Source organism: Rothia sp. HMSC08A08 (assembly GCF_001808385.1).
GTDB classification, from domain to species: domain Bacteria; phylum Actinomycetota; class Actinomycetes; order Actinomycetales; family Micrococcaceae; genus Rothia; species Rothia dentocariosa.
Genome location: NZ_KV793074.1, coordinates 1 through 18298, shown reverse-complemented (window position 1 = coordinate 18298; position 18298 = coordinate 1). Strand labels below are relative to the sequence as shown.

Genomic DNA, 18298 nt, shown 5'->3' with positions numbered 1-18298 from the left:
CGAGGACGAGATCTTCGACCGAGTCCAGGCCCTATCCCCGCCCACTCATGAGGGCGAGCGCCATTTCGAGGGGGCCGCGTTGCTGAATTTTCTCCCACAGAGTGCACAGCATCATCGCCAGCACCCACCATACAAGCAAGAACCCGAACCAGAGCGCATAACTATAGACGCTCCCCTGCTGCTGGGCGCGATAACCTTCACCGGCGACCATCGTCACGAGCCGCCCGCCGCCGTAGAATGCCAGCGCCAGCATCACAATGGATGCGCTCAGCGACATTCGACCCAGCCGCGCGAACGGTTCCAGCATGCCTTTTCCGGCACTGAGCCGCGCAAGTTCGCCCCAGGTGCAGATGGTTCCCACCACGCCTACGATGGTGAGTATGATCGGCCACGTGAGCGGTCCCAGTTGGGCATGCGGATACACCCACAGGTAGATGCTCATAGCAAGAGAACCCAGCGCCACCGGTGTGCCCAGGCGTGCGCCGAGTTTTTCGTACCCTCGCCACAGCACCATGCCCAAGCCCATAAGCCAAATGAGTTTGAACCCATCCTGAAACATGGTTCCCGCGCTTTCGTTCACGATTGCTGGAATTGTACGATGCAGCCAGTCGTCGGCAGTCCACCCGCCCACGCTCAGCCGCTCGTAAGTGAACGGCACGGCGGGGCTGGCGAGCACGGTCACGGCAAGCTGCACCCAAAACGGCATATATACTAGCCCGATGCTCAGCAGGGTCAGCACGGCTAGGGGCAGAAGCATATCGAAACGGATGGGGAAGTCTTTCCACCCGGAAAAAGCTTGATCCGCAAAGGTGCTGTGTGGAAGTTGGGCGAGAATCCAGCCGAGCACGCAGAACGCCAGAAAACGCACGATGCTGCTCGCAAAAAACTGCGGAAAAGCCACTTTGCGGGAGTATAAATATGCAGCCGCTCCCAGAATCACGGCGAACAGATCCAACGCCTGTGGAAGCATCTGTGAAAGCCAGCTCAAATGTTTGCCGGGCACCAGGTTATGGCTTACGCTCACGGGAATAAGCATGAGCAGAAGCGCAAAAGCGCGAGCGCTGTCTAACCCGGTATCTCGCCGGGTGTTGGTTTCCGGTAGCATGCATCTCCTGCTCGCTCGTGCCTGTGGTGGTGCATTCTACGGTACCGTGTTCTGCGGGCGGTTTCTAGCGGCGCCTGATGCTGTGACGGTTCGTGTTGAGGGTATGCCGCATCACGTGATGTCAAAATGTTTTGCCCCAGCTCAGGGCGCAGATGTGCGGGGGTGGGTGCAAGATACCGGATTGTTGTGTGCGGATTATCCGCTGGCTTCGGAACGTCATGTGATACCTTGGGCAACTGGAGTAGATTTCTTCGCCCGCTGTACTTACGCCCAAACTCATTGAAGCCCCTCCTATGTGAATAACCCGAAGTATCTAAGGTATGCTTTCTTCACTATGAACGTTCTGGATGTTTCTCAGCTTGCCCAGCCCCTCGCCGCCGCGCACACGCATATTCTTGCTGCGGGTCCGCACGAGGCGTCTGGGGTTGAGGGTACCGCGCAGTATGTCTCGATTTTCTGGGTGACCTTAGCGGCGCTGCTTTCGCCCATCATGTCGCGGCTAACGGGCAAGCGCATCCCTGATGTGGTGTTCCTGCTGATCTGCGGTGTGCTCATTGGCCCGAACGTGCTGGGGCTGGCATCCGGCAGCGACGGCGGCATTCCGCTGCTGAAAGAGCTGGGTTTAGGTATGCTCTTTCTGATTGCCGGGTTTGAGATTAATGTCGATTCGCTGCGTAACCGCCAAGGTAAGAGCGCGATCGTAACCTGGTTCGTTTGCTTTGCGCTGGGCGTGTTGGGGGCGGCGCTCATCACCGGTTTCGCCAAGGGTTTTAACACCTATATTGCGGTGGGTATTGCGCTGAGTTCCACGGCTCTGGGCACGCTGCTGCCCATGCTCAAATCCCATGGTGCGGCGGGTACTCGGGGGGGGAATGCGGGGCTGGTACACGGTGCCGTTGGCGAGCTTTTCCCGATTTTTGCGATGTCGCTGCTGCTCTCCTCGTACTCTCCGGGCTTGGCGATTCTGATTCTGCTGGGGTTCATGGCGATTGCTGTGGTGACGGCGATTATTCCGCATCGTCTTCTGCAGAAAGTGCCCGGTCTGCGCCAAATTATGGCGGTAGAAACTAACACGACCAGTCAGCTCGTGCTGCGTCTTGCTATGTTTCTGCTGGCTACCCTCATCATGTTTACGGCACTTTTCGGGCTGGATGCGGTGCTCGGCGCCTTCGCTGCGGGTATTATTATGCGTTCGCTCACCCCGGTGGGCGCACTTCACATGATCACGGCACGGTTAGAGACGGTCGGGTTTACGTTCATGATTCCGCTGTTTTTCGTGGTCAGCGGTATGGGGATTAACCCTTCTGTGGTGGCGTCTTCGCCTCTGCTGCTGGCGATGGTGGTTATTGGTATTCTGCTGGTGCGCGGGGTGCCGGTGTTTATTGCGGAGCGGTTCACGAACACGGGTTCGGGGCTGCAGTCAATGAGCGAGAAGATTGAGTTGGCGCTGTATTCAGCGGCGGGCCTGCCTATTATTGTGGCGGTCACGAGTATCGCCACGAGTTCGGGGCTGCTGGAGAGCTCTACCGCATCGCTTCTGGTGGCAGGTGGTGCCCTCACGGTTTTGCTGTTCCCACTGTGGGCTGCGGCCATTAAGCGGGCTTTTAGGTCGCAGGCGGCTGAGGCTGAGTCCGGTGTTTCTAAGCGTGCCCAGATTGATGCGTTGAAGGCGCACCGCAACGCGACGGTGAAGCTCACAACCGGCATGATTCCGGCTGTGAAACCGACGAAAGAAACGCACAGTCCTCTGCGGGGCAAAGGCTCTTCGGGGTCCTCCAAAACCCAGAAACCGCCGGAGAACTAGCTAGTGCCCCGAGCTAAGGAAGCGTATTTAGGTCAGGGTTTTGAGTATAGCCCGTGCGTGTTTTGCCGCCTGCGAGGACCCTTTAAAACCGCCTAACCACGCGGTCATCTCGGGGCTTAGTTGCGGGGAATCATCCGCGCCGTGAACACGCACGTATTCCTGCGCATATACTCCCAGGAGCTTCCCCATCCCGTGCTGGGTGCGATCACAATGCGGCAGCAGACCGCCTAAGAAACGCAGGGTAACACGCGGGTCTATAGCCGCCATATCCTCAAAGGTATGCGCCCACCGGGTGAACATCAGCGCCGGAGCAGCCTGCGAAAACCCTGTAGTGGCGTCTTCGTAGGAGAGCCGACCGCCAAGGTTCTCCGCCAACAGCTCGGCGGCTCCCGCACGGTCTATATTATGCTTTGAAGTAGCCAGCACAGCGAGCGCCTGCGAGGTGATGGAGTTCCACTGCCCCGGATGGTTCCTGAGGGTCTGGACCATATCATGCATATAGTGGTGCCCGTCTTCTTCGTCGAGAAAGACCCATCGTTCCAACAGCCCTACCGCCACGGGCACTGTGGAAGAAGGGCAGAGGCGCGCCAGTTCTTCGCAACTCGTTGCCACATAGTGCAGGGTGAGCAGATGTTTTTCGTCCGGCGTGTGGTGTGGTTCTGCGGCAGGCAGGTGCACGGCGGGGCTCCACCACACGTTTTCAGGTTTGCCGTTGGGGCGTTTCGCCTCGCTTTCACGATAATCCCAACTCACTCGGATGCTCTCAAGAATATTGGGAACTTCCCCCCCCCGTACCTTTCCCGGAACGCATGTAATCAGGATGCGGGGCATCGTGGTCCGTATCCTTGGCGGTTTGCTCGGTCTCAACTGGGGCTTTCAAGGCTGTATGCTGCGCTGTTCCCTCTTCTGTACGTTTCAGGAGTTCGGCATCCTCTAATTCCTGCCGTGCAACCGGGCTGAGGTTCTGCACATGCTGATGCAGCGTTTCAGCCGCTGTGGCTTGATGCAGCAATTTTGCGGTTGCCAACTGCACCTGTGGATGCGCGTGGTTCAGTCCCGCAACAGATGCTTCAGCAACCGGCGTATCACCGACTGTACCGCGCAGAGACGCCAAGAGTTTGAGGATCGCCAGCGCATTCGCCTTGCTCGTTAGCAGCGCGGGGGCGCATCCATGAACGAACCGGTCGGCCTCAAGAAGCCCCGCCCGATGCACCGCCGAAAGCTGTTTGACCGCTAGGGTGACGGTCGTGCCCACCGGCGACCCCAGCAGGTTCACGAGCGTATCCTGCCGTTGAGCGGATTCTGCGGCGGTGGGTTTGAGCGCGGCATACATGCGGGAGAACCACCCGGCGCGGTAGGCGGCGAAGTCCCGCGCTAACGATGCCAGGCACGCATCCAGCAGATGTTCCCGGGGAATCAGCCCCTCGGCAGAAGCCTCAAGCAGTTCTCTCTGCCAGGTGTTTCTGAACGTATTTTTATCTACAGTCGCGAACGACCTTTCGGGGGTTCCCTCGACGGTGAACAGGTGCCACAGCAGCTCGTCACGAAATTGCCGGTCGTGGCGCAGCAGACTCTGCCGAAGCGAAACGTTCAGGTTCATAAGCGCCAGAAAATAGTCGTCGCCATGGTTCAGCTGCAGCCCATCGTAGAGCTCGGCTAACCGAAAGAACCCCTGATCGCACCAGTGAGGTACAGGGCTGGCTAGGCGTTCGATTTCCTCGCGGAACCCGCCCGCGCGCAGGCTGCCATAATTCTCGGCTTTGTACAGGGCATATACCTGTTCGGGGCCTTTGTCCGCGAGAAGCTGGGGTAAGTCCTGGATGAATTTCTTATAGGAGGTGCGAAGATCCATATCATTGCTCATCTGCTGCTCCTGTAGGTTTGGCGCAAGACTCTGCTCGTTCGGCGTTTATGGTTCATTGTAGGGATTTTCCCGCGCGGATGCGTTCGCTGCGGTCACACCGTCCGAAGTTCGTGGTCCCCCCCTCCCATGCCAGAAACCCGCACGATTATAGGGGACGGGACTACCTGCGAGATTCCGGGGTTTAGACGGTATATGACGTCCCGTGACGAGCATCTGTCAGATAGATGTCCGTTATTTAGAAAAAATATATATACATGTTGCGTTGGGCATCCACCGGCTTTTTGAGGCACATCAGCTGCATATATCCCTTATATGGGGCTATAACACATCATTTTCGCGTGTATACCAAACATCTCATCAATATTTATTCACAACTCACAGATATTTATTCATAAACATGGGTAATTTTATAATTCTACAGCCTTGCTTTCTGGGTGATTTACGCTAGATTTGAGATACATCACAAAAACGTGCTGTACCACTCACATGGTTCTGTTGGACTGGATGCTCAGTCCCCTCATCTCGAAAGAATCCAAAGCTATGAAAAGGCTTCTCTCTGCCATTACCTGCCTTACTCTCCTGTGTTCAGCATGTTCAAGCGGACCTCACACAGGTGAGCCTCAGGGTGATCCTACCGCCGGAAAAGATTTAAATTATTCAAAGTTTTCAGATGTTAAAGCGACCTTTGATAACGAACATATGGAAATTATTCTTCCACTCAACAAATATATGATGTCTACATCAGAAGGGCTTATAACGCTCAGTGCAAATATTTACAATAACAATGACTGTTCAGTAGCGCGAGGAGTTCCAAGCGGCAGCACCGGAGATGGTGTTGAAATTAAACCACATTTTCAGTACGGAATTTGGAATAAAGACTACGTCTCCAAATACGGATACTCTATCGACCATGATGTAACAAAAATTCGTATAGTTACATTACTTCCCCAAAAAGAATATTCGGAAGCCCAGATGGAAATATATAGCGAATGCCAAAATACAGTCCGTCAGCTGGGCGATTTCCCCGCTCGAATGCCCGAAGCCAACACCATCGTTGCTCAGGCTGATCTTGAAGCAGACTCCGCATGGATGCGCGATGAAGACGTCAAAAAATGGCACGGAGAATGGGAACAATGCCTCAAAGATAAAGGTATTTCTATTCCCAAAGACTACTACTGGGCACCAGATGTTCCCGGCGATAAAGAAAAAGAAATTGAAGTCGCTCTCGCTGATCTAGACTGCAAAGACAGCACCGGATATTTCATGAAAACTATGAACCGCCGGGCACAATATCAGGCCGCAGCCATTGAAAAGTACAAGCCGCAGCTTGATGAATACCGCAAAAACCTTGACGCCCAAATCGAAGAGGCTAAAAAAGTATTAGCCGATCACGGAGAGCCGCTGCCCTCATGGTAAAAAATACGTCACATGTTTCTTTGGAGCGCATTCCCCGCTCGCGCATCCTCATTATTTTTATCTGCGCTAACTTGCTTTTTCTGGTTCTAGGTTTAATCGTGGGTAAAAATATGAGTACCGCACAGTCAGAGGCCCTTGCCAGCTCTCAAGAAAAACTCACCGTCACCACCAAAATCGAAAAACGTCAGGTAGGGCAGGCGACGGTACTTCAAGGGAAAGTGCAGCTGGGTAAAGCTGAGCCCTACTCCCCTGCTGTAGGGGCTGAACGTGCCGTGGTTACTCGCGTTGCGGTAGAACCTGGGCGCACTATTCACCCCGGTGACCTTGTGGCAACTATCTCTGATGTGCCCATTATTGCCATGCCCGATTCCATTCCTTTCTACCGCACCATCAAGAAAGACGATTCGGGGTCTGATGTGCTGGCGCTCCAACAGACCCTCACCAATTGGGGGTATGCCCCCGGTACAGACGGCACCTGGTCGGAGCAAAGTATGAAGGCCTATCAGTCCTTCCTCTACAACTTAGGGGTTGCCAGCGGCGATGTTGAAAGCATCGACTGGAAAACCTTTATGCTGGTGCCCTCTGCGGGGCGCACCGTCGAAACTATCGCAGCACAGGGTACGGTACTGGGGGAGAATCCGCTGTTGACTACACGGAACGGCTCTCCCACGATCGTGGCACGTGCAACCATCGATGTCACCCGTGACCTGCACGTGGGCAGCACCGCCGAAGCAAAATCCGCCGGTGGGGCCTCAGGAACGGCAACCGTTACCGCAATATCAGAGTTTAACGCCACCGGCGATATACCAGGTAAAGACGTGACCTTCACCGTGCCGGAAGGGTTCCAAGCGCCCGATGGTGCATCCGCAACTCTTGAGGTGAAAAGCAGCGGCGACCCCACACTAGCCGTACCTATTACAGCCCTGCGTGAGAAAAACGGTGAAGAGTATCTGCGCCTACACAGTGGAGAAGAAGTCACCGTGACCGTAGTACGCCAGGCTGAAGGCTGGGCGGCCATTAAAAGCGACCAGGAGCTGCGGGAAGGAACCGACGTTGAAATCCCAACCCCGTAGCGCTGACTTGCCCTACGAAACCGAACACGAAGAATCCATCAACAACGGGCATGAGCCTATTCTTGAGCTCGTAGGCATATCCAAAACCTACACCAGGGCCGATACTCCCGTTCTGCAGAACCTAGACCTGCGGGTGTACCCGGGCGATATGCTCGCAATTATCGGCCCTTCCGGGTCCGGTAAATCTACGCTCTTGAATGTGCTCGGCCTCTTAGATACCCCCACGCACGGCAGCTATTTTCTTCGTGGACGTGACATTACCCATGCACCGACCCGCGACCTGGACATTCTGCGCAGCCGACATCTCGGGTTCGTTTTTCAAGACGCACATCTGCTGCCCCACGAAAGCGTGATACGCAATGTTGCACTTCCCCTTCGGGTACAGGGAGTGGGTCTTCACGAACAACTACGCATTAGCGAAGAGACGCTCACCCAGTTGGGGCTGGAACACCGGCTCATGTATTCCGGAGGTGCGCTTTCCGGCGGTGAACGCCAACGGGTTGCTATAGCCCGTGCCCTGAGCACGCACCCGGATATTCTTCTTGCTGATGAGCCCACCGGAAACCTGGACCGTGTAACTACCGAGCGAGTCATGGAAGATTTCAAAAGACTCAATGCGGCGGGTACTACCATTGTTCTGATTACCCACGATGAAGATGTTGCCCGTCAGGCAAGCCGGTGTCTGCGCATGGTAGACGGCCATCTAGAAGAGGTGCACTTCAAAGACGCAGAATCAAGTACCGCTCCACAGCATAATATGTCTGAACGGCAGCAGAAAAAGCAGCCCCTGGAACGCAGCGGTGTTCGAGCCTGGTTCTCCTCCGTCTGGGATGCGGCGGCCGCCATGACAACACGGCTAGGACGCTCAGCTTTGCTCTGCACCGCCTATGCGCTCGCGGTCACCGGGCTGGTGGCATCCTCGGGACTCTTGAACAGCACCGCTCATCAGGTCAGTGAACGCCTGGAAGCGGCAGCTCTCGACGAGGTTCGACTTTCACCCGTCTCCCAAGATTTTTCCTCTGAAGAAGCCGGGGAGGTTTCCCAAAAACTCACGGCGATTAACGGGGTTACCGCCGTCGGATACCGCACGAGCATCGCCGGTGATGTCTCAAAGTTCCCGCTTGACGTACCGGTTCCCATCAATAAAATAAGCGTGCTCACCTACGCTATCGACACGGGGTACCTGGATGCGGCAGAGGCGGTCACCAAACCAGGCAACGCCCGCACCCTTTTTACCCGCGCACATATGAATCAAGACCGCCCTTCGGCTCTCGTAGGAAAGCACGCAGCGGAACAGCTTGGGATTTCCGGTTCTGGTGCCGGCTCCATCGTGACACTCAAAGGGCGGGAGTATAGTGTGGTCGGCATCATTGAGGACGCTCCCCGAGATGCCCTTCTGCTTAATGCTGTGGTGCTTGATATGAAGAGCGCATCGTCATACCCGCAAAACGAGCACCTTTTTCTCATGCGCACTAAACCAGGCTACCCCGCGCCTGTTTCTGAGGTAGCGCCCTTAAGCGTGGATGCGGCGCACCCGGAAAATTACAAGGTTCAGACGGTCACAGACTTGAGGTCTTTGCATCGCGGGGTCTCGAACGATATTGCGACCCTCTCGCTTGTATCCTCCTGGGGTATTCTTCTGCTGGCGGCACTGAGCGCGGGCACAACTCTGTATTTAAGCGTGCAAACCAGGCGCGGCGAGATCGCGTTACGGCGTGCGGTGGGAGCGTCGAAAGCGGCGGTACGGCGCATGTTTCTGCTTGAAGGGCTTTTTATTGGGCTTGCGGGTGGTATTTTGGGGATTACGCTAGGCACGCTCCTGACCTTACTGATATGCCAACTCAACGGCTGGAAACCTATTCTGGAGGCGACTCCCCTATTCCTGGGGCTCGGCGCAGGTGGTATCTCCGGACTGGTATCTGCCATGGTTCCGGCTATTGTGGCCTCTCGCGCGCAACCCGCCGATGCAATCCGCACGGTCTAGAGTCAGGATTCTACCCCCAGATATTATTTCGGCGAGCAGATAGCAATCCGCTATCTGTTCGCCGAAATAATATCTGCTCGCGCTCTAGGTGCGGGCGGGGAGATGTGCCCGACCGAGCCTCACCTGCTGCGTTCGCGTGCATCGTGCATACTCCGGTTCTCAGGGTGCCGACGAGTTGAGGTGTCTGAAACCATAAAATAAGAACGTGTAATTTTGGTTTAATCGCTCTAAACCCACAAAAAGGGTATCCTAAGTTTTCATACATATAACCTCTTAAATTCCATAATTTACCCGTCACGTAATCGTTACCCGGCAGCATTACTTAAGGTCATTAACACCCTCAAAAGTCCGTAATATTCGGTATTTTTACGACAAATTTTCGGCGTGTTACGACTCTTATCTTTTGCGAGTGACACTGTGTCAGCTAAGATGAAATAGATACGGCAGGGCTCCTCATAAATCCCACAGAATCCAATATCTCATGTGGGGTTGCAGGTTAGTCGAGATATGACTCTTCCGGGTAGTCCCGCGTTGACAGACGAGCTCTACAGGGACGGAGAACGATATGGCCTCAACCTCTGAATAGCTCATCAGAGCACTTTACCTTTACGGCCTCACACACCAATTCCATACGCACACACGGTCATTCTAAGGAAGACAAATGCACCAAACACTCATGATGAGTGCCGGTGGTGTAGCACTAGACTTTCCTGCCTGGCTGCGCATCACCCACTTCATTAACTTTCTGATGATTGGACTTCTCATCCGATCCGGTTGGGAAGTTATTGCCTCACATCCGCGTTTTTACTGGAACAACCACTGCACCCCCGGGTCTGAGTGGCTCAAGTTCACGAAGGATAAGGTTTCAACCGTTCCTGGCGAATACACCGCCCGCGACGATCAACGAAGCCTCTCTCCTCTGATCTCGCTCCCCGGTAAGGCTCAGATTGGCTTGGGACGTGCTTGGCACGCTCTCACTACCGTCATCTGGATTGCTAATGGTCTGGTTTATGTGAGCCTACTCTTTATTACGGGTCAGTGGCGCCGTATTGTTCCTACCTCCTGGGATATTTTCCCCGAGGCATGGCAGTCCATCCAGATTTACGCGGGTTTCCAAATCCCCTCTATTGAGCATTTCCAACCCTACGATGCGCTTCAGAAGCTCATGTACTTCACCGTGGTTTTCATCGTGGCACCACTGATGATTGCCACCGGTCCTATCATGAGCCCCGCGTTCTGCGGTCGCTTCCCACGCTACGTGCGGTTGTTCCGTAACCGCCAGACCGCCCGCTCAATTCACTTCTTGGGCATGGCGTTCTACTGCGTTTTCACGATCATGCACGTGGCGCTGGTACTCATCGTTCACCCGCAGTACAACATTGCGCACATGATGCTCAACAAGAACTACAACGAGATTGACGCGGCACAGTTCGCCCAGGCAGTGACCATGCTGATCGTTGGTGTCGTCGTGGTTCTCGCGGTCTGGATCGGTGCTTCTTACTGGTCGCATCGAGACCTGCGCTTCGCTCAGACCTTCGTTTGGGGTCTGACCCAGCCGGTTCGCAACCTGTTCCTGGATCGCATCTCCTCGCGTCAGGTCAAGAAGCAGACCTTCACGGACGCCGATATTTCGCCGTTCCACTGGGTTAACACACGCCCGCCTACAGAGCGTGAAAGCACCGAATGGAACCGACTGCGTGAACAGGACTTCGTAGATTATCGCCTGGAGCTGGGCGGTTTGGTGAAAGAGCCGAAGTCGCTAAGCATCGACGATTTGAAGTCCTTGGGCAAGGAAGTCAATATTACGATGCACACCTGCATGCAGGGGTGGACGGGCATCGCCAAATGGGAAGGTGTTCGCCTGCGTGATGTACTCGCCCTTGTTGAAAAGGACGATAACGCACGGTACGTTATGGTGACTTCCTTCGGGCACGTGGGTCACACCTACGATGGTCGCCCCACCGAACCCTACTACGAATGCTTGGATATCTCCATGGTAATGGAGGACGAAACCATTCTGGCTTGGGGTATGAACGATAAGCCCCTACCGGATGTTTACGGTGGTCCCCTGCGCTTGCGTGCAGATTCCATGCACGGCTACAAGATGGTCAAGTGGGTTCAGAAAATTGAATGGATCAGCGATTACCGCGATGTTGGCGACGGTCAAGGCGGTAGCCGCGAAGATTCCGGTCTGCAGCACTTCGACGCTCGCGCGTAAAGTTCTGTAGCTTGTTCCTAGAAGCCCCTGCTGGGCACCGGGTTACTCTCCCGGATGCGCGGCAGGGGCTTCGCTGTGCTCGTGCTGTGGGCCGGCTGCGCTCCAGCTCGTGATGTGCGTGCTTATGCTGTTCGAGCGGTGATAGCGTGCGAGGCACTTCTCCCACACAATGAAAGGGGATAGGAATCACGTTAGGTCCCCATCCCCTTCTATTCAATGCGTTAGCGGGGCTCTAGGCTCAACCGCCTAGGTACACGCCTGCCGCACCTACTATTTGCCTTCGAGAATCACCACATCCAGGATGCGCGGTCCGTGCACACCCTCCACGCGAATCAGCTCAATATCGCTGGTCGCAGACGGCCCGGAGATCATTGTCACCGGGCGCTCGTAGGTGATGCGTTCAATCGCCTCCGGCACCAGCTCCACAATCGTGGATTCCGGCACCACACATACGTGGTGATCGGGCACCAGGGAAATCGCACGGCGGCCTTCCTGCGGGGCGGAGTTCAAGAAAATGGTGCCGGTCTCAGCGCACGATACGGTCGAGGAAGTGACCACCGCATCCACGGCGTCAAGTTCATGCACCGAAAGCGCGCCGGGTTCGAGAGTGCTCCCCGAATCGGTGACATGCACGCGGGTTGCGGTATCCTCAGGCAGCCATTCGGGGTTCAGCCCGGTGGGAACCACATAGCGCGATTTCTCTCCCAGACGCTCGGCAATAACCTCGGCGATATTCGATTCGGTCGCGTTGAAGACGTTCGCCTTATAGTCGATCAGGCGATCCACCAGCATCTCAATAGTCTGCTCGCGGTTCAGCTCGCTCACGCGGCGGTAGTTACGCACGGGGGTTGGTGCCTCGGGGGCATCCGACAGGGACTCACGAATACGTGTGAGAATATCTTCCTTCGCAGAGGACATTATGCGTTCTCCTTACCTTCACGAGCCGCCTGAGCTTCGGCCGCAGCCTGTGCGTTCGCTGCGGCTTCTGCAACCTTACCCTTATTCGCTTCAATGAGAGCGGAAATATCCACGCGCTCGGCGCTGTCGCGAGCGGGTGCGCCAGACTTTTCCTTCTTCCACCAGTTGCGGAACGATTCTTTGGGAGGCTCAGGAATATCACGGTAGTCTGTCCAACCGCCGATAATTCCGGGCACCTTCGTAATCTTGTGTTTCTTTCCGCTAATCAGACGGGACATCGGCAGACCACGCTCGGCGGCTGCCATCATCTTGCCCGAGGAGAACAGCTTCTTAGCGCCGTACATCATGGCGTCCATCTGCGTGGGCGTGTGTTTCTTCGCGTGCTTCGCCTCAACATCCTTACCGCGCAGATGCACCAGCACCTCGGGGAAGTTGATCTTCACGGGGCACACTTCGTAGCAGGCACCGCATAGCGAAGATGCGTATGGCAGCGAGTTATTGTGCGCCGCTTCAATACCGGAAAGCTGGGGCGAAAGAATTGCACCAATCGGACCGGGGTAGGTGGAACCGTAGGCGTGACCACCGGCGCGCTCGTACACGGGGCACACGTTCATGCAGGCAGAACAGCGGATGCAGCGCAGAGCCTGGCGACCCAGTTCATCGGCCAGCACAGCGGTACGACCATTATCGATAAGGATCACGTGCAGGTTCTGCGGGCCGTCACCGGGGGTTACGCCCGTCCACATGGAGGTGTAAGGGTTCATGCGCTCACCTGTGGAGGAACGCGGCAAAAGCTGCAGGAACGCCTCGTAGTCCTGGAAGGTGGGCAACAGCTTCTCAATACCCATGAACGAAATGAGGGTGTCGGGCAGGGTCAGGCACATACGACCGTTGCCTTCGGATTCTACGATGGTCATGGTGCCGGTCTCAGCGATACCGAAGTTCACGCCCGAAACGGCGACCTTAGTCGAGAGGAACTTCTCGCGCAGACGGTTACGCGAAGCCTCCGCAAGCTCAGCGGGTTCATCGGTAATATCCGGGTTAATGCCTTCAATCTTCTTAAGGAAGATATCGCGGATTTCGCGGCGGTTACGGTGAATTGCCGGAACCAGGATGTGCGAGGGGCGGTCTTCGCCCAGCTGCACAATTTCTTCCGCAAGGTCGGTCTCAATGGCGTTAATACCGTTCTCTTCCAAGAACTCGTTCAGACCGGTCTCGGCAGTTGCCATGGACTTGATCTTGATAATCTCGTCCACACCCTGTTCGCGAATCAGATCGAGGGCGATCTGGTTTGCCTCGTGAGCATCGCGTGCCCAGTGCACGTGGCCGCCACGCGCGGTAAAGTTGCGCTCGAACTGTTCCAGCATTTGAGGCAGGTTGAAGAGCACATAGTTCTTCACCATTTCGCCGGTGTTGCGCAGCTCCTGCCAGTCGGGCAGCTCGCTGGTAACGCGGGCACGTTTATTGCGAATAGCGTGGGTCACGAAACGCAGGTTATTACGCAGCTGGTCATTCTTCAGCTCACGCTTGGCGTATTCGGGGAACGGTTCGTTCTCAAAGATATTGCCTTCGCCGTAGTGCACGACCTTCGGCATACCCAGGGGGATTGCGGTGGAAGTCATCATCAACCTACTTTCTATGCGAAGGCGAGTTCTACGTTGCCATCAATCTTCAGCGGATTCTCCTTGGTGGAGGCGAGGATTTCGGCAAAATGGACGGTCTTAACAGAGGATCCGCGGCGTGAGAGTGCACCGCCGATATTCATCAGGCAGGAGCAGTCGCCGCCAGTGCATACGGATGCGCCGGTCTTCTCAACGTTGGTTGCTTTGTCTTCAACCATCGCCCCGGAAACATCGGCGTTCTTGAACGAGAAGGTTCCACCGAAGCCGCAGCACTGGTCGAGACCCTCAATTTCGGTGTACTTAATACCCTCAACGGTGCGCACAAGATCTGACTGACGAGAGCCAAGATGCAGCAGACGCATACCGTGGCATGAGCTGTGGTAGGTCACGTGCTCGGGGAAGTAAGAACCAAGCTGCTCGGCAGCGTTGGTGATGCCCAGAACGTCAATGAGAAGCTGGGAAAGTTCAAAGGTGCGTGCGGCAATCTGTTCTGCCCGCACGGCAAGATCTTCGTCGCCCTGATGACGAGCGATCATGGGCTGCTGGTGCCCCAGGGACGCCACGCAGGAACCTGAAGGTGCCACGGCAACATCCCAATCCCACGCCTCAAAAGACTCGACGTGGTTTTTTACAACGGGGTAGGCATCATCAAAATACCCGGAATTGACATGCATTTGGGAACAGCAGGTCTGCCCGGGAGGATAAACAACCTCATGCCCTAAGCGTTCTAGAATCTCGACGGTCGCGCGCGCTACGCGGGGATACATGCCATCAACAATGCACGTGGAGAAAAGCGCAATACGCATGTTATCCGTCCTTTCTGGTTTCGAGTCTCTACAGAACCGCTGGTGTGGGATGCGGTATGCGCTCCGGGACGCAAATTCCTGTGCCGAATTTACGTAACGCGGGTTTTCAACGCGCCAGGATCATGACTGACCAGGTTCTCTCAGGAACCCGCCGGTGTTTACGGGGACCGGTCATATCGGTGTAGAAACGTAATCGTAGACTTTCTTCGTTGATCTTCATTTAACACCAGGTTCGGAGCATTCCTTTAATTGAAATAACGAACATTTTTCTCACCAAATTGAGTTTTAAGGACTCCCTTAGTTTCAGGTAGTAAAGCATGCTTTAGGTCATAGCAACCCCAATGTTTCGAGATACCTTAAACAGACATTCCAGCGGGTGTATATGCAACATCCGCGAGCTGACGCGGAACTGCCAAATTTATCTGCATAATTTCCCGTAAATATGCATACTTTACCCATGAAATCCCTTGCAATATCGGGTGGTACAACCCGGGAACATCTCGAAAAAATACAGTGCGCAAAATCTCTATGCGCAGAGCTGAAATTTAATGCCAGAAGTTGGAACAACCCATTTTTGACGCCCAGAACGCAAATATCACCCCTCTCCCCCGCCATCGTGCGGAAAACACACCTGCACTCTATAAGTTGTATCTCAAACCACCCTTCGGGTAGGCTTCACATGAAGCTAATGGTCTGACCACATCCCAGAAGGGTGCCATAGTCGCCACGAATCCGTGGAATTTTGATTGGTCTGACCACATCCATGTCGAACCGAACCAAAGGAGTTCCAGTGAATACATTCTTCGCTGAACCCAACGCAGTCGGGGGAAGCCTTGGGCTAAGCGCGCTCGTGGCAACCATACCGCTACTGACCTTCTTCATCATGCTACTCGTCGTCAAGGCACGCGCACACTGGTCGGCGCTGGTGGCACTTGCCGCATCCATCCTGGTGGCAAGCCTCGGCTTTACGATGCCCTTCGACTTGGCAGGGCTCAGCGCGGTGCGCGGCGCTATCTACGGTTTGGTGATCTGCTGGGTGATCCTCGGCGCTATCTGGTTCTACCAGGTCACCGTGCTTGCCGGACGCTTTGAAGACTTGCGCCGTACCTTCGACCGTCTGGGCGGCGGCGATTTGCGTATCCAGGCGATTCTGATTGCCTTCTGCTTCGGTGGTCTGCTTGAAGCCCTCGCAGGGTTCGGTGCTCCCGTGGCAATTACCGCAACCATGATTCTTGCCCTTGGTGTGAAACCGCTCAAAGCAGCTATTACCGTGCTTCTTGCTAACACCGCTCCTGTGGCCTTCGGTGCCGTCGCCGTCCCGATTGTGACTGCAGGCGATGTTGGCGGCAAAGACCCGCACGTTATTGCAACCATCGTCGGTCACCAGGCACCGTTCCTGGCAATGTTCGTGCCCGTCATTCTGCTCTTCATCCTCGACGGTATGAAGGGTGTTAAAGATGCATGGCTCCCTGCCTTCGTCATTGGTATTTCCTTCGGTATTGCACAGTGGATCACCGCAGCAACCCCCGCATACAACCTCACCGACGTGGTGGCATGTATCGTCTCGATGGGTGCCGCAGTGCTCTTCCTGCGCTTCTGGAAACCGCGCGGCGTAGAAGGCGTGCGTGAGCGTTACGGCCTTCCTTCACAGGTCGAAGAGAAAGAAGCACTGCCCGCCGTGCGTGTGTGGATGGCTCTTCTGCCCTACCTGATCGTGGTTGTTATCTTCGGTCTCGTGAACCTCAGTGCAGAGTTGAAGACATGGCTCAAGACCGTGGCTATCAAAATCGATATTCCCGCGCTTAGCTCCCGCTTGGTCACCAAAGACGGCACAAAAGTAAGGATGCTGTTTACTCCTTCACCTGGCTCTCGAACCCCGGTACCCTGCTGATTATCTCGGGTCTGATCGTGGGTGTTATCTACTTCCTCTTCAACGAGAAGGGTCGTTACGGGTTCAAGTTCCCCGCACTGTTCACCGAATTCGGTTCGGTCGTCTACCGTATGCGTTGGTCAATTCTGACCATTGCGTCAGTGCTGGCGCTGGCATACGTCATGAACTTCTCGGGTCAGACAGTTGCCATGGGTACCTTCCTGGCAGGACTCGGCCCCGTATACGCTATCCTGGCGCCCGCACTGGGCTGGATCGGTACCGCAGTGACCGGCTCGGACACCAGCGCCAACGCACTGTTCTCGAAGCTGCAGGTCTCTGCCGCCGAGAACCTGCACCAGGCCGGTATTTCTGGGGCAACCCCCGAACTGCTGCTGGCTGCTAACACCACCGGTGGCGTGGTCGGTAAGATGATCTCCCCGCAGTCCTTGGCTATCGCGGCAACCTCCGTGGATATGGAAGGTAAGGAATCCGACATCCTCAAGGCCGTGGTTCCCTGGTCGTTCGCCATGCTCGTGGTGGTCTGTATTCTGGTCTTCCTGCAGACCAACGTGCTCTCGTTCCTGATTCCCTAACCGGTACGCTGCACATACAAACGCATAAACCACGATGGGGCGGTGTACTTCACGGTACGCCGCCCCGCGCGTTTCTCTTACTATTCCTCACAGGCTCAGGCACTCTCCCACCCCACCTGAGCCGCCTCAAACGCACACACGACGGGTTATTCTCACCCGTATCTTGAGACTTATTAGGATGGGAACACCTCATGACTCACCTGACAGACTCGACATCCCGCATACAGGAACGCAGCTACAGCATCATTCTTGAAACCTTCGAGCGGCGGCTGCGCCTGGGCGAGCTGCGTGTCGGTGATAAGCTGCCTTCCGAGCGTGCACTGGCCGAAAAACACGGAATTTCCCGGCCCTCGGTACGCGAGGCCCTGCGTATTCTCAACGCGCTGGGACTGATTCGCTCCAGTAGCGGATCGGGGCCTAAATCAGGCGCGATCGTCATCTCGGAGCCCTCCGACACCCTCAGCTGGGCACTGCGCATGCACATCGCAACCCGCAACCTGCCGGTCAAAGATGTGGTTTCTACACGTTTGCTTCTGGAGGGACCGGCTGCACGTGCCGCCGCAAATGCCCCCGACTCCCCCGAACGCGATCTGGCGCTGGAGAACGCCCGCGAGCATCTGCGTGAGATGGATCTGCCGCAGGTATCAAACGAGCGTTTCCATTTCTGCGATACCCGCTTTCACTACGAACTTTCAAAGCTGGGCGGAAACATTGTGCTCGATACCGTGATCGATTCACTGCACATGGCGACTATCAGCTACGTGCAGGAGGCGGTGCCGCTGCTGCGCGATTGGGATTCCGTCAAGCAGACGCTTCAAGACCAGCACCGGGGCATTTACGAGGCGATCTCCACCCGTGACGAGGACGCCGCCTATGAGCGGGTGTGCGAGCACATCAAATGGTTCTATTCGCTCTCAGACCGCGCCCGCGACCAACAGCGAGAACGGCAGGCCCAGGTGATGGATGCGGATGCGCTGCCGCATCAGGTGGTGCTGCATAAGGAGCATCTGGCGTAGAAGCTCGCT

13 protein-coding genes and 1 pseudogene are annotated in these 18298 nt (G+C 55.7%); 8 read left to right on the top strand and 6 right to left on the bottom strand.

The genetic code is table 11. The features are described 5' to 3' along the window. Positions 1-31 precede the first annotated feature (31 nt). A complete protein-coding gene (locus HMPREF3164_RS06435) occupies positions 32-1105 on the bottom strand; it encodes a DUF418 domain-containing protein (RefSeq protein WP_048752937.1) in 1074 nt (357 codons plus the stop codon). Between HMPREF3164_RS06435 and HMPREF3164_RS11055 the strand changes: the two genes are divergently transcribed. Both HMPREF3164_RS11055 and HMPREF3164_RS06430 read left to right on the top strand, forming a co-directional pair. Next, complete coding sequence (locus tag HMPREF3164_RS11055; RefSeq protein ID WP_141744112.1) at positions 1104-1388, top strand: hypothetical protein; 285 nt, start codon at positions 1104-1106, stop codon at positions 1386-1388. The two genes, HMPREF3164_RS06435 and HMPREF3164_RS11055, sit on opposite strands and share 2 nt — an antisense overlap. 51 nt (positions 1389-1439) lie before the next feature. After that, positions 1440-2909, top strand: coding sequence for a cation:proton antiporter (locus tag HMPREF3164_RS06430; protein ID WP_070449738.1), 1470 nt, complete (start codon positions 1440-1442; stop codon positions 2907-2909). A 27-nt stretch (positions 2910-2936) separates the two neighbouring features. On the opposite strand, the gene HMPREF3164_RS11360 is transcribed toward HMPREF3164_RS06430, so the two are convergent. Further along, complete coding sequence (locus tag HMPREF3164_RS11360; RefSeq protein ID WP_246822625.1) at positions 2937-3662, bottom strand: hypothetical protein; 726 nt, start codon at positions 3660-3662, stop codon at positions 2937-2939. Between the two features lie 10 nt (positions 3663-3672). Beyond that, positions 3673-4773 carry a DUF6493 family protein gene (locus tag HMPREF3164_RS11355; RefSeq protein ID WP_246822624.1) on the bottom strand — a complete coding sequence of 367 codons (1101 nt, stop codon included), beginning with the start codon at positions 4771-4773 and terminating at the stop codon, positions 3673-3675. A 540-nt stretch (positions 4774-5313) separates the two neighbouring features. On the opposite strand from HMPREF3164_RS11355, the gene HMPREF3164_RS06420 reads away from it, so the two are divergent. The 4 genes from HMPREF3164_RS06420 to HMPREF3164_RS06405 all read left to right on the top strand — a co-directional run bounded on the left by HMPREF3164_RS06420 (position 5314) and on the right by HMPREF3164_RS06405 (position 11464). After that, complete coding sequence (locus HMPREF3164_RS06420; RefSeq protein ID WP_070449736.1) at positions 5314-6189, top strand: hypothetical protein; 876 nt, start codon at positions 5314-5316, stop codon at positions 6187-6189. Continuing rightward, positions 6183-7262 carry an efflux RND transporter periplasmic adaptor subunit gene (locus tag HMPREF3164_RS06415; RefSeq protein WP_070449734.1) on the top strand — a complete coding sequence of 360 codons (1080 nt, stop codon included), beginning with the start codon at positions 6183-6185 and terminating at the stop codon, positions 7260-7262. Before HMPREF3164_RS06420 ends, HMPREF3164_RS06415 begins: the two co-directional genes overlap by 7 nt. Then, the gene (locus tag HMPREF3164_RS06410; protein WP_070449731.1) at positions 7243-9246 is read left to right on the top strand and encodes an ABC transporter ATP-binding protein/permease; all 2004 of its coding nucleotides are present in this window, start codon (positions 7243-7245) and stop codon (positions 9244-9246) included. Before HMPREF3164_RS06415 ends, HMPREF3164_RS06410 begins: the two co-directional genes overlap by 20 nt. 661 nt (positions 9247-9907) lie before the next feature. Then, on the top strand, positions 9908-11464 hold the full coding sequence (locus HMPREF3164_RS06405) for a molybdopterin-dependent oxidoreductase (RefSeq protein ID WP_070449729.1): 1557 nt from the start codon (positions 9908-9910) through the stop codon (positions 11462-11464). A gap of 270 nt (positions 11465-11734) precedes the next feature. Here the strand turns inward: HMPREF3164_RS06405 and HMPREF3164_RS06400 are convergent, their stop codons facing one another. Genes HMPREF3164_RS06400 through HMPREF3164_RS06390 form a run of 3 tightly spaced genes read right to left on the bottom strand, consistent with a single transcriptional unit; the run spans position 11735 to position 14810 of the window. Then, positions 11735-12382 carry a LutC/YkgG family protein gene (locus tag HMPREF3164_RS06400; RefSeq protein WP_070449726.1) on the bottom strand — a complete coding sequence of 216 codons (648 nt, stop codon included), beginning with the start codon at positions 12380-12382 and terminating at the stop codon, positions 11735-11737. Beyond that, positions 12382-14007, bottom strand: coding sequence for a LutB/LldF family L-lactate oxidation iron-sulfur protein (locus HMPREF3164_RS06395; RefSeq protein WP_070449723.1), 1626 nt, complete (start codon positions 14005-14007; stop codon positions 12382-12384). Before HMPREF3164_RS06395 ends, HMPREF3164_RS06400 begins: the two co-directional genes overlap by 1 nt. A gap of 11 nt (positions 14008-14018) precedes the next feature. Next, entirely contained in the window at positions 14019-14810 is a 792-nt protein-coding gene (locus HMPREF3164_RS06390; RefSeq protein ID WP_004005516.1) for a (Fe-S)-binding protein, read from the bottom strand. Between the two features lie 763 nt (positions 14811-15573). Here HMPREF3164_RS06390 and HMPREF3164_RS06385 point away from each other — a divergent pair. Both HMPREF3164_RS06385 and HMPREF3164_RS06380 read left to right on the top strand, forming a co-directional pair. Next, a pseudogene (locus tag HMPREF3164_RS06385) lies at positions 15574-17273 on the top strand (L-lactate permease). A 191-nt stretch (positions 17274-17464) separates the two neighbouring features. Further along, positions 17465-18289 carry a FadR/GntR family transcriptional regulator gene (locus HMPREF3164_RS06380; RefSeq protein ID WP_070449719.1) on the top strand — a complete coding sequence of 275 codons (825 nt, stop codon included), beginning with the start codon at positions 17465-17467 and terminating at the stop codon, positions 18287-18289. Positions 18290-18298: the final 9 nt, after the last annotated feature.

Excerpts from the sequence above, each read along its gene's own strand:
- HMPREF3164_RS06435 (WP_048752937.1), bottom strand. The coding sequence starts at position 1,105 with ATGCTACCGGAAACCAACACCCGGCGAGATACCGGGTTAGACAGCGCT.
- HMPREF3164_RS11355 (WP_246822624.1), bottom strand. The coding sequence starts at position 4,773 with ATGAGCAATGATATGGATCTTCGCACCTCCTATAAGAAATTCATCCAG.
- HMPREF3164_RS06400 (WP_070449726.1), bottom strand. The coding sequence starts at position 12,382 with ATGTCCTCTGCGAAGGAAGATATTCTCACACGTATTCGTGAGTCCCTG.
- HMPREF3164_RS06395 (WP_070449723.1), bottom strand. The coding sequence starts at position 14,007 with ATGATGACTTCCACCGCAATCCCCCTGGGTATGCCGAAGGTCGTGCAC.
- HMPREF3164_RS06415 (WP_070449734.1), top strand. The coding sequence starts at position 6,183 with ATGGTAAAAAATACGTCACATGTTTCTTTGGAGCGCATTCCCCGCTCG.
- HMPREF3164_RS06390 (WP_004005516.1), bottom strand. The coding sequence starts at position 14,810 with ATGCGTATTGCGCTTTTCTCCACGTGCATTGTTGATGGCATGTATCCC.
- HMPREF3164_RS06430 (WP_070449738.1), top strand. The coding sequence starts at position 1,440 with ATGAACGTTCTGGATGTTTCTCAGCTTGCCCAGCCCCTCGCCGCCGCG.
- HMPREF3164_RS06380 (WP_070449719.1), top strand. The coding sequence starts at position 17,465 with ATGACTCACCTGACAGACTCGACATCCCGCATACAGGAACGCAGCTAC.
- HMPREF3164_RS11055 (WP_141744112.1), top strand. The coding sequence starts at position 1,104 with ATGCATCTCCTGCTCGCTCGTGCCTGTGGTGGTGCATTCTACGGTACC.
- HMPREF3164_RS06420 (WP_070449736.1), top strand. The coding sequence starts at position 5,314 with ATGAAAAGGCTTCTCTCTGCCATTACCTGCCTTACTCTCCTGTGTTCA.
- HMPREF3164_RS06405 (WP_070449729.1), top strand. The coding sequence starts at position 9,908 with ATGCACCAAACACTCATGATGAGTGCCGGTGGTGTAGCACTAGACTTT.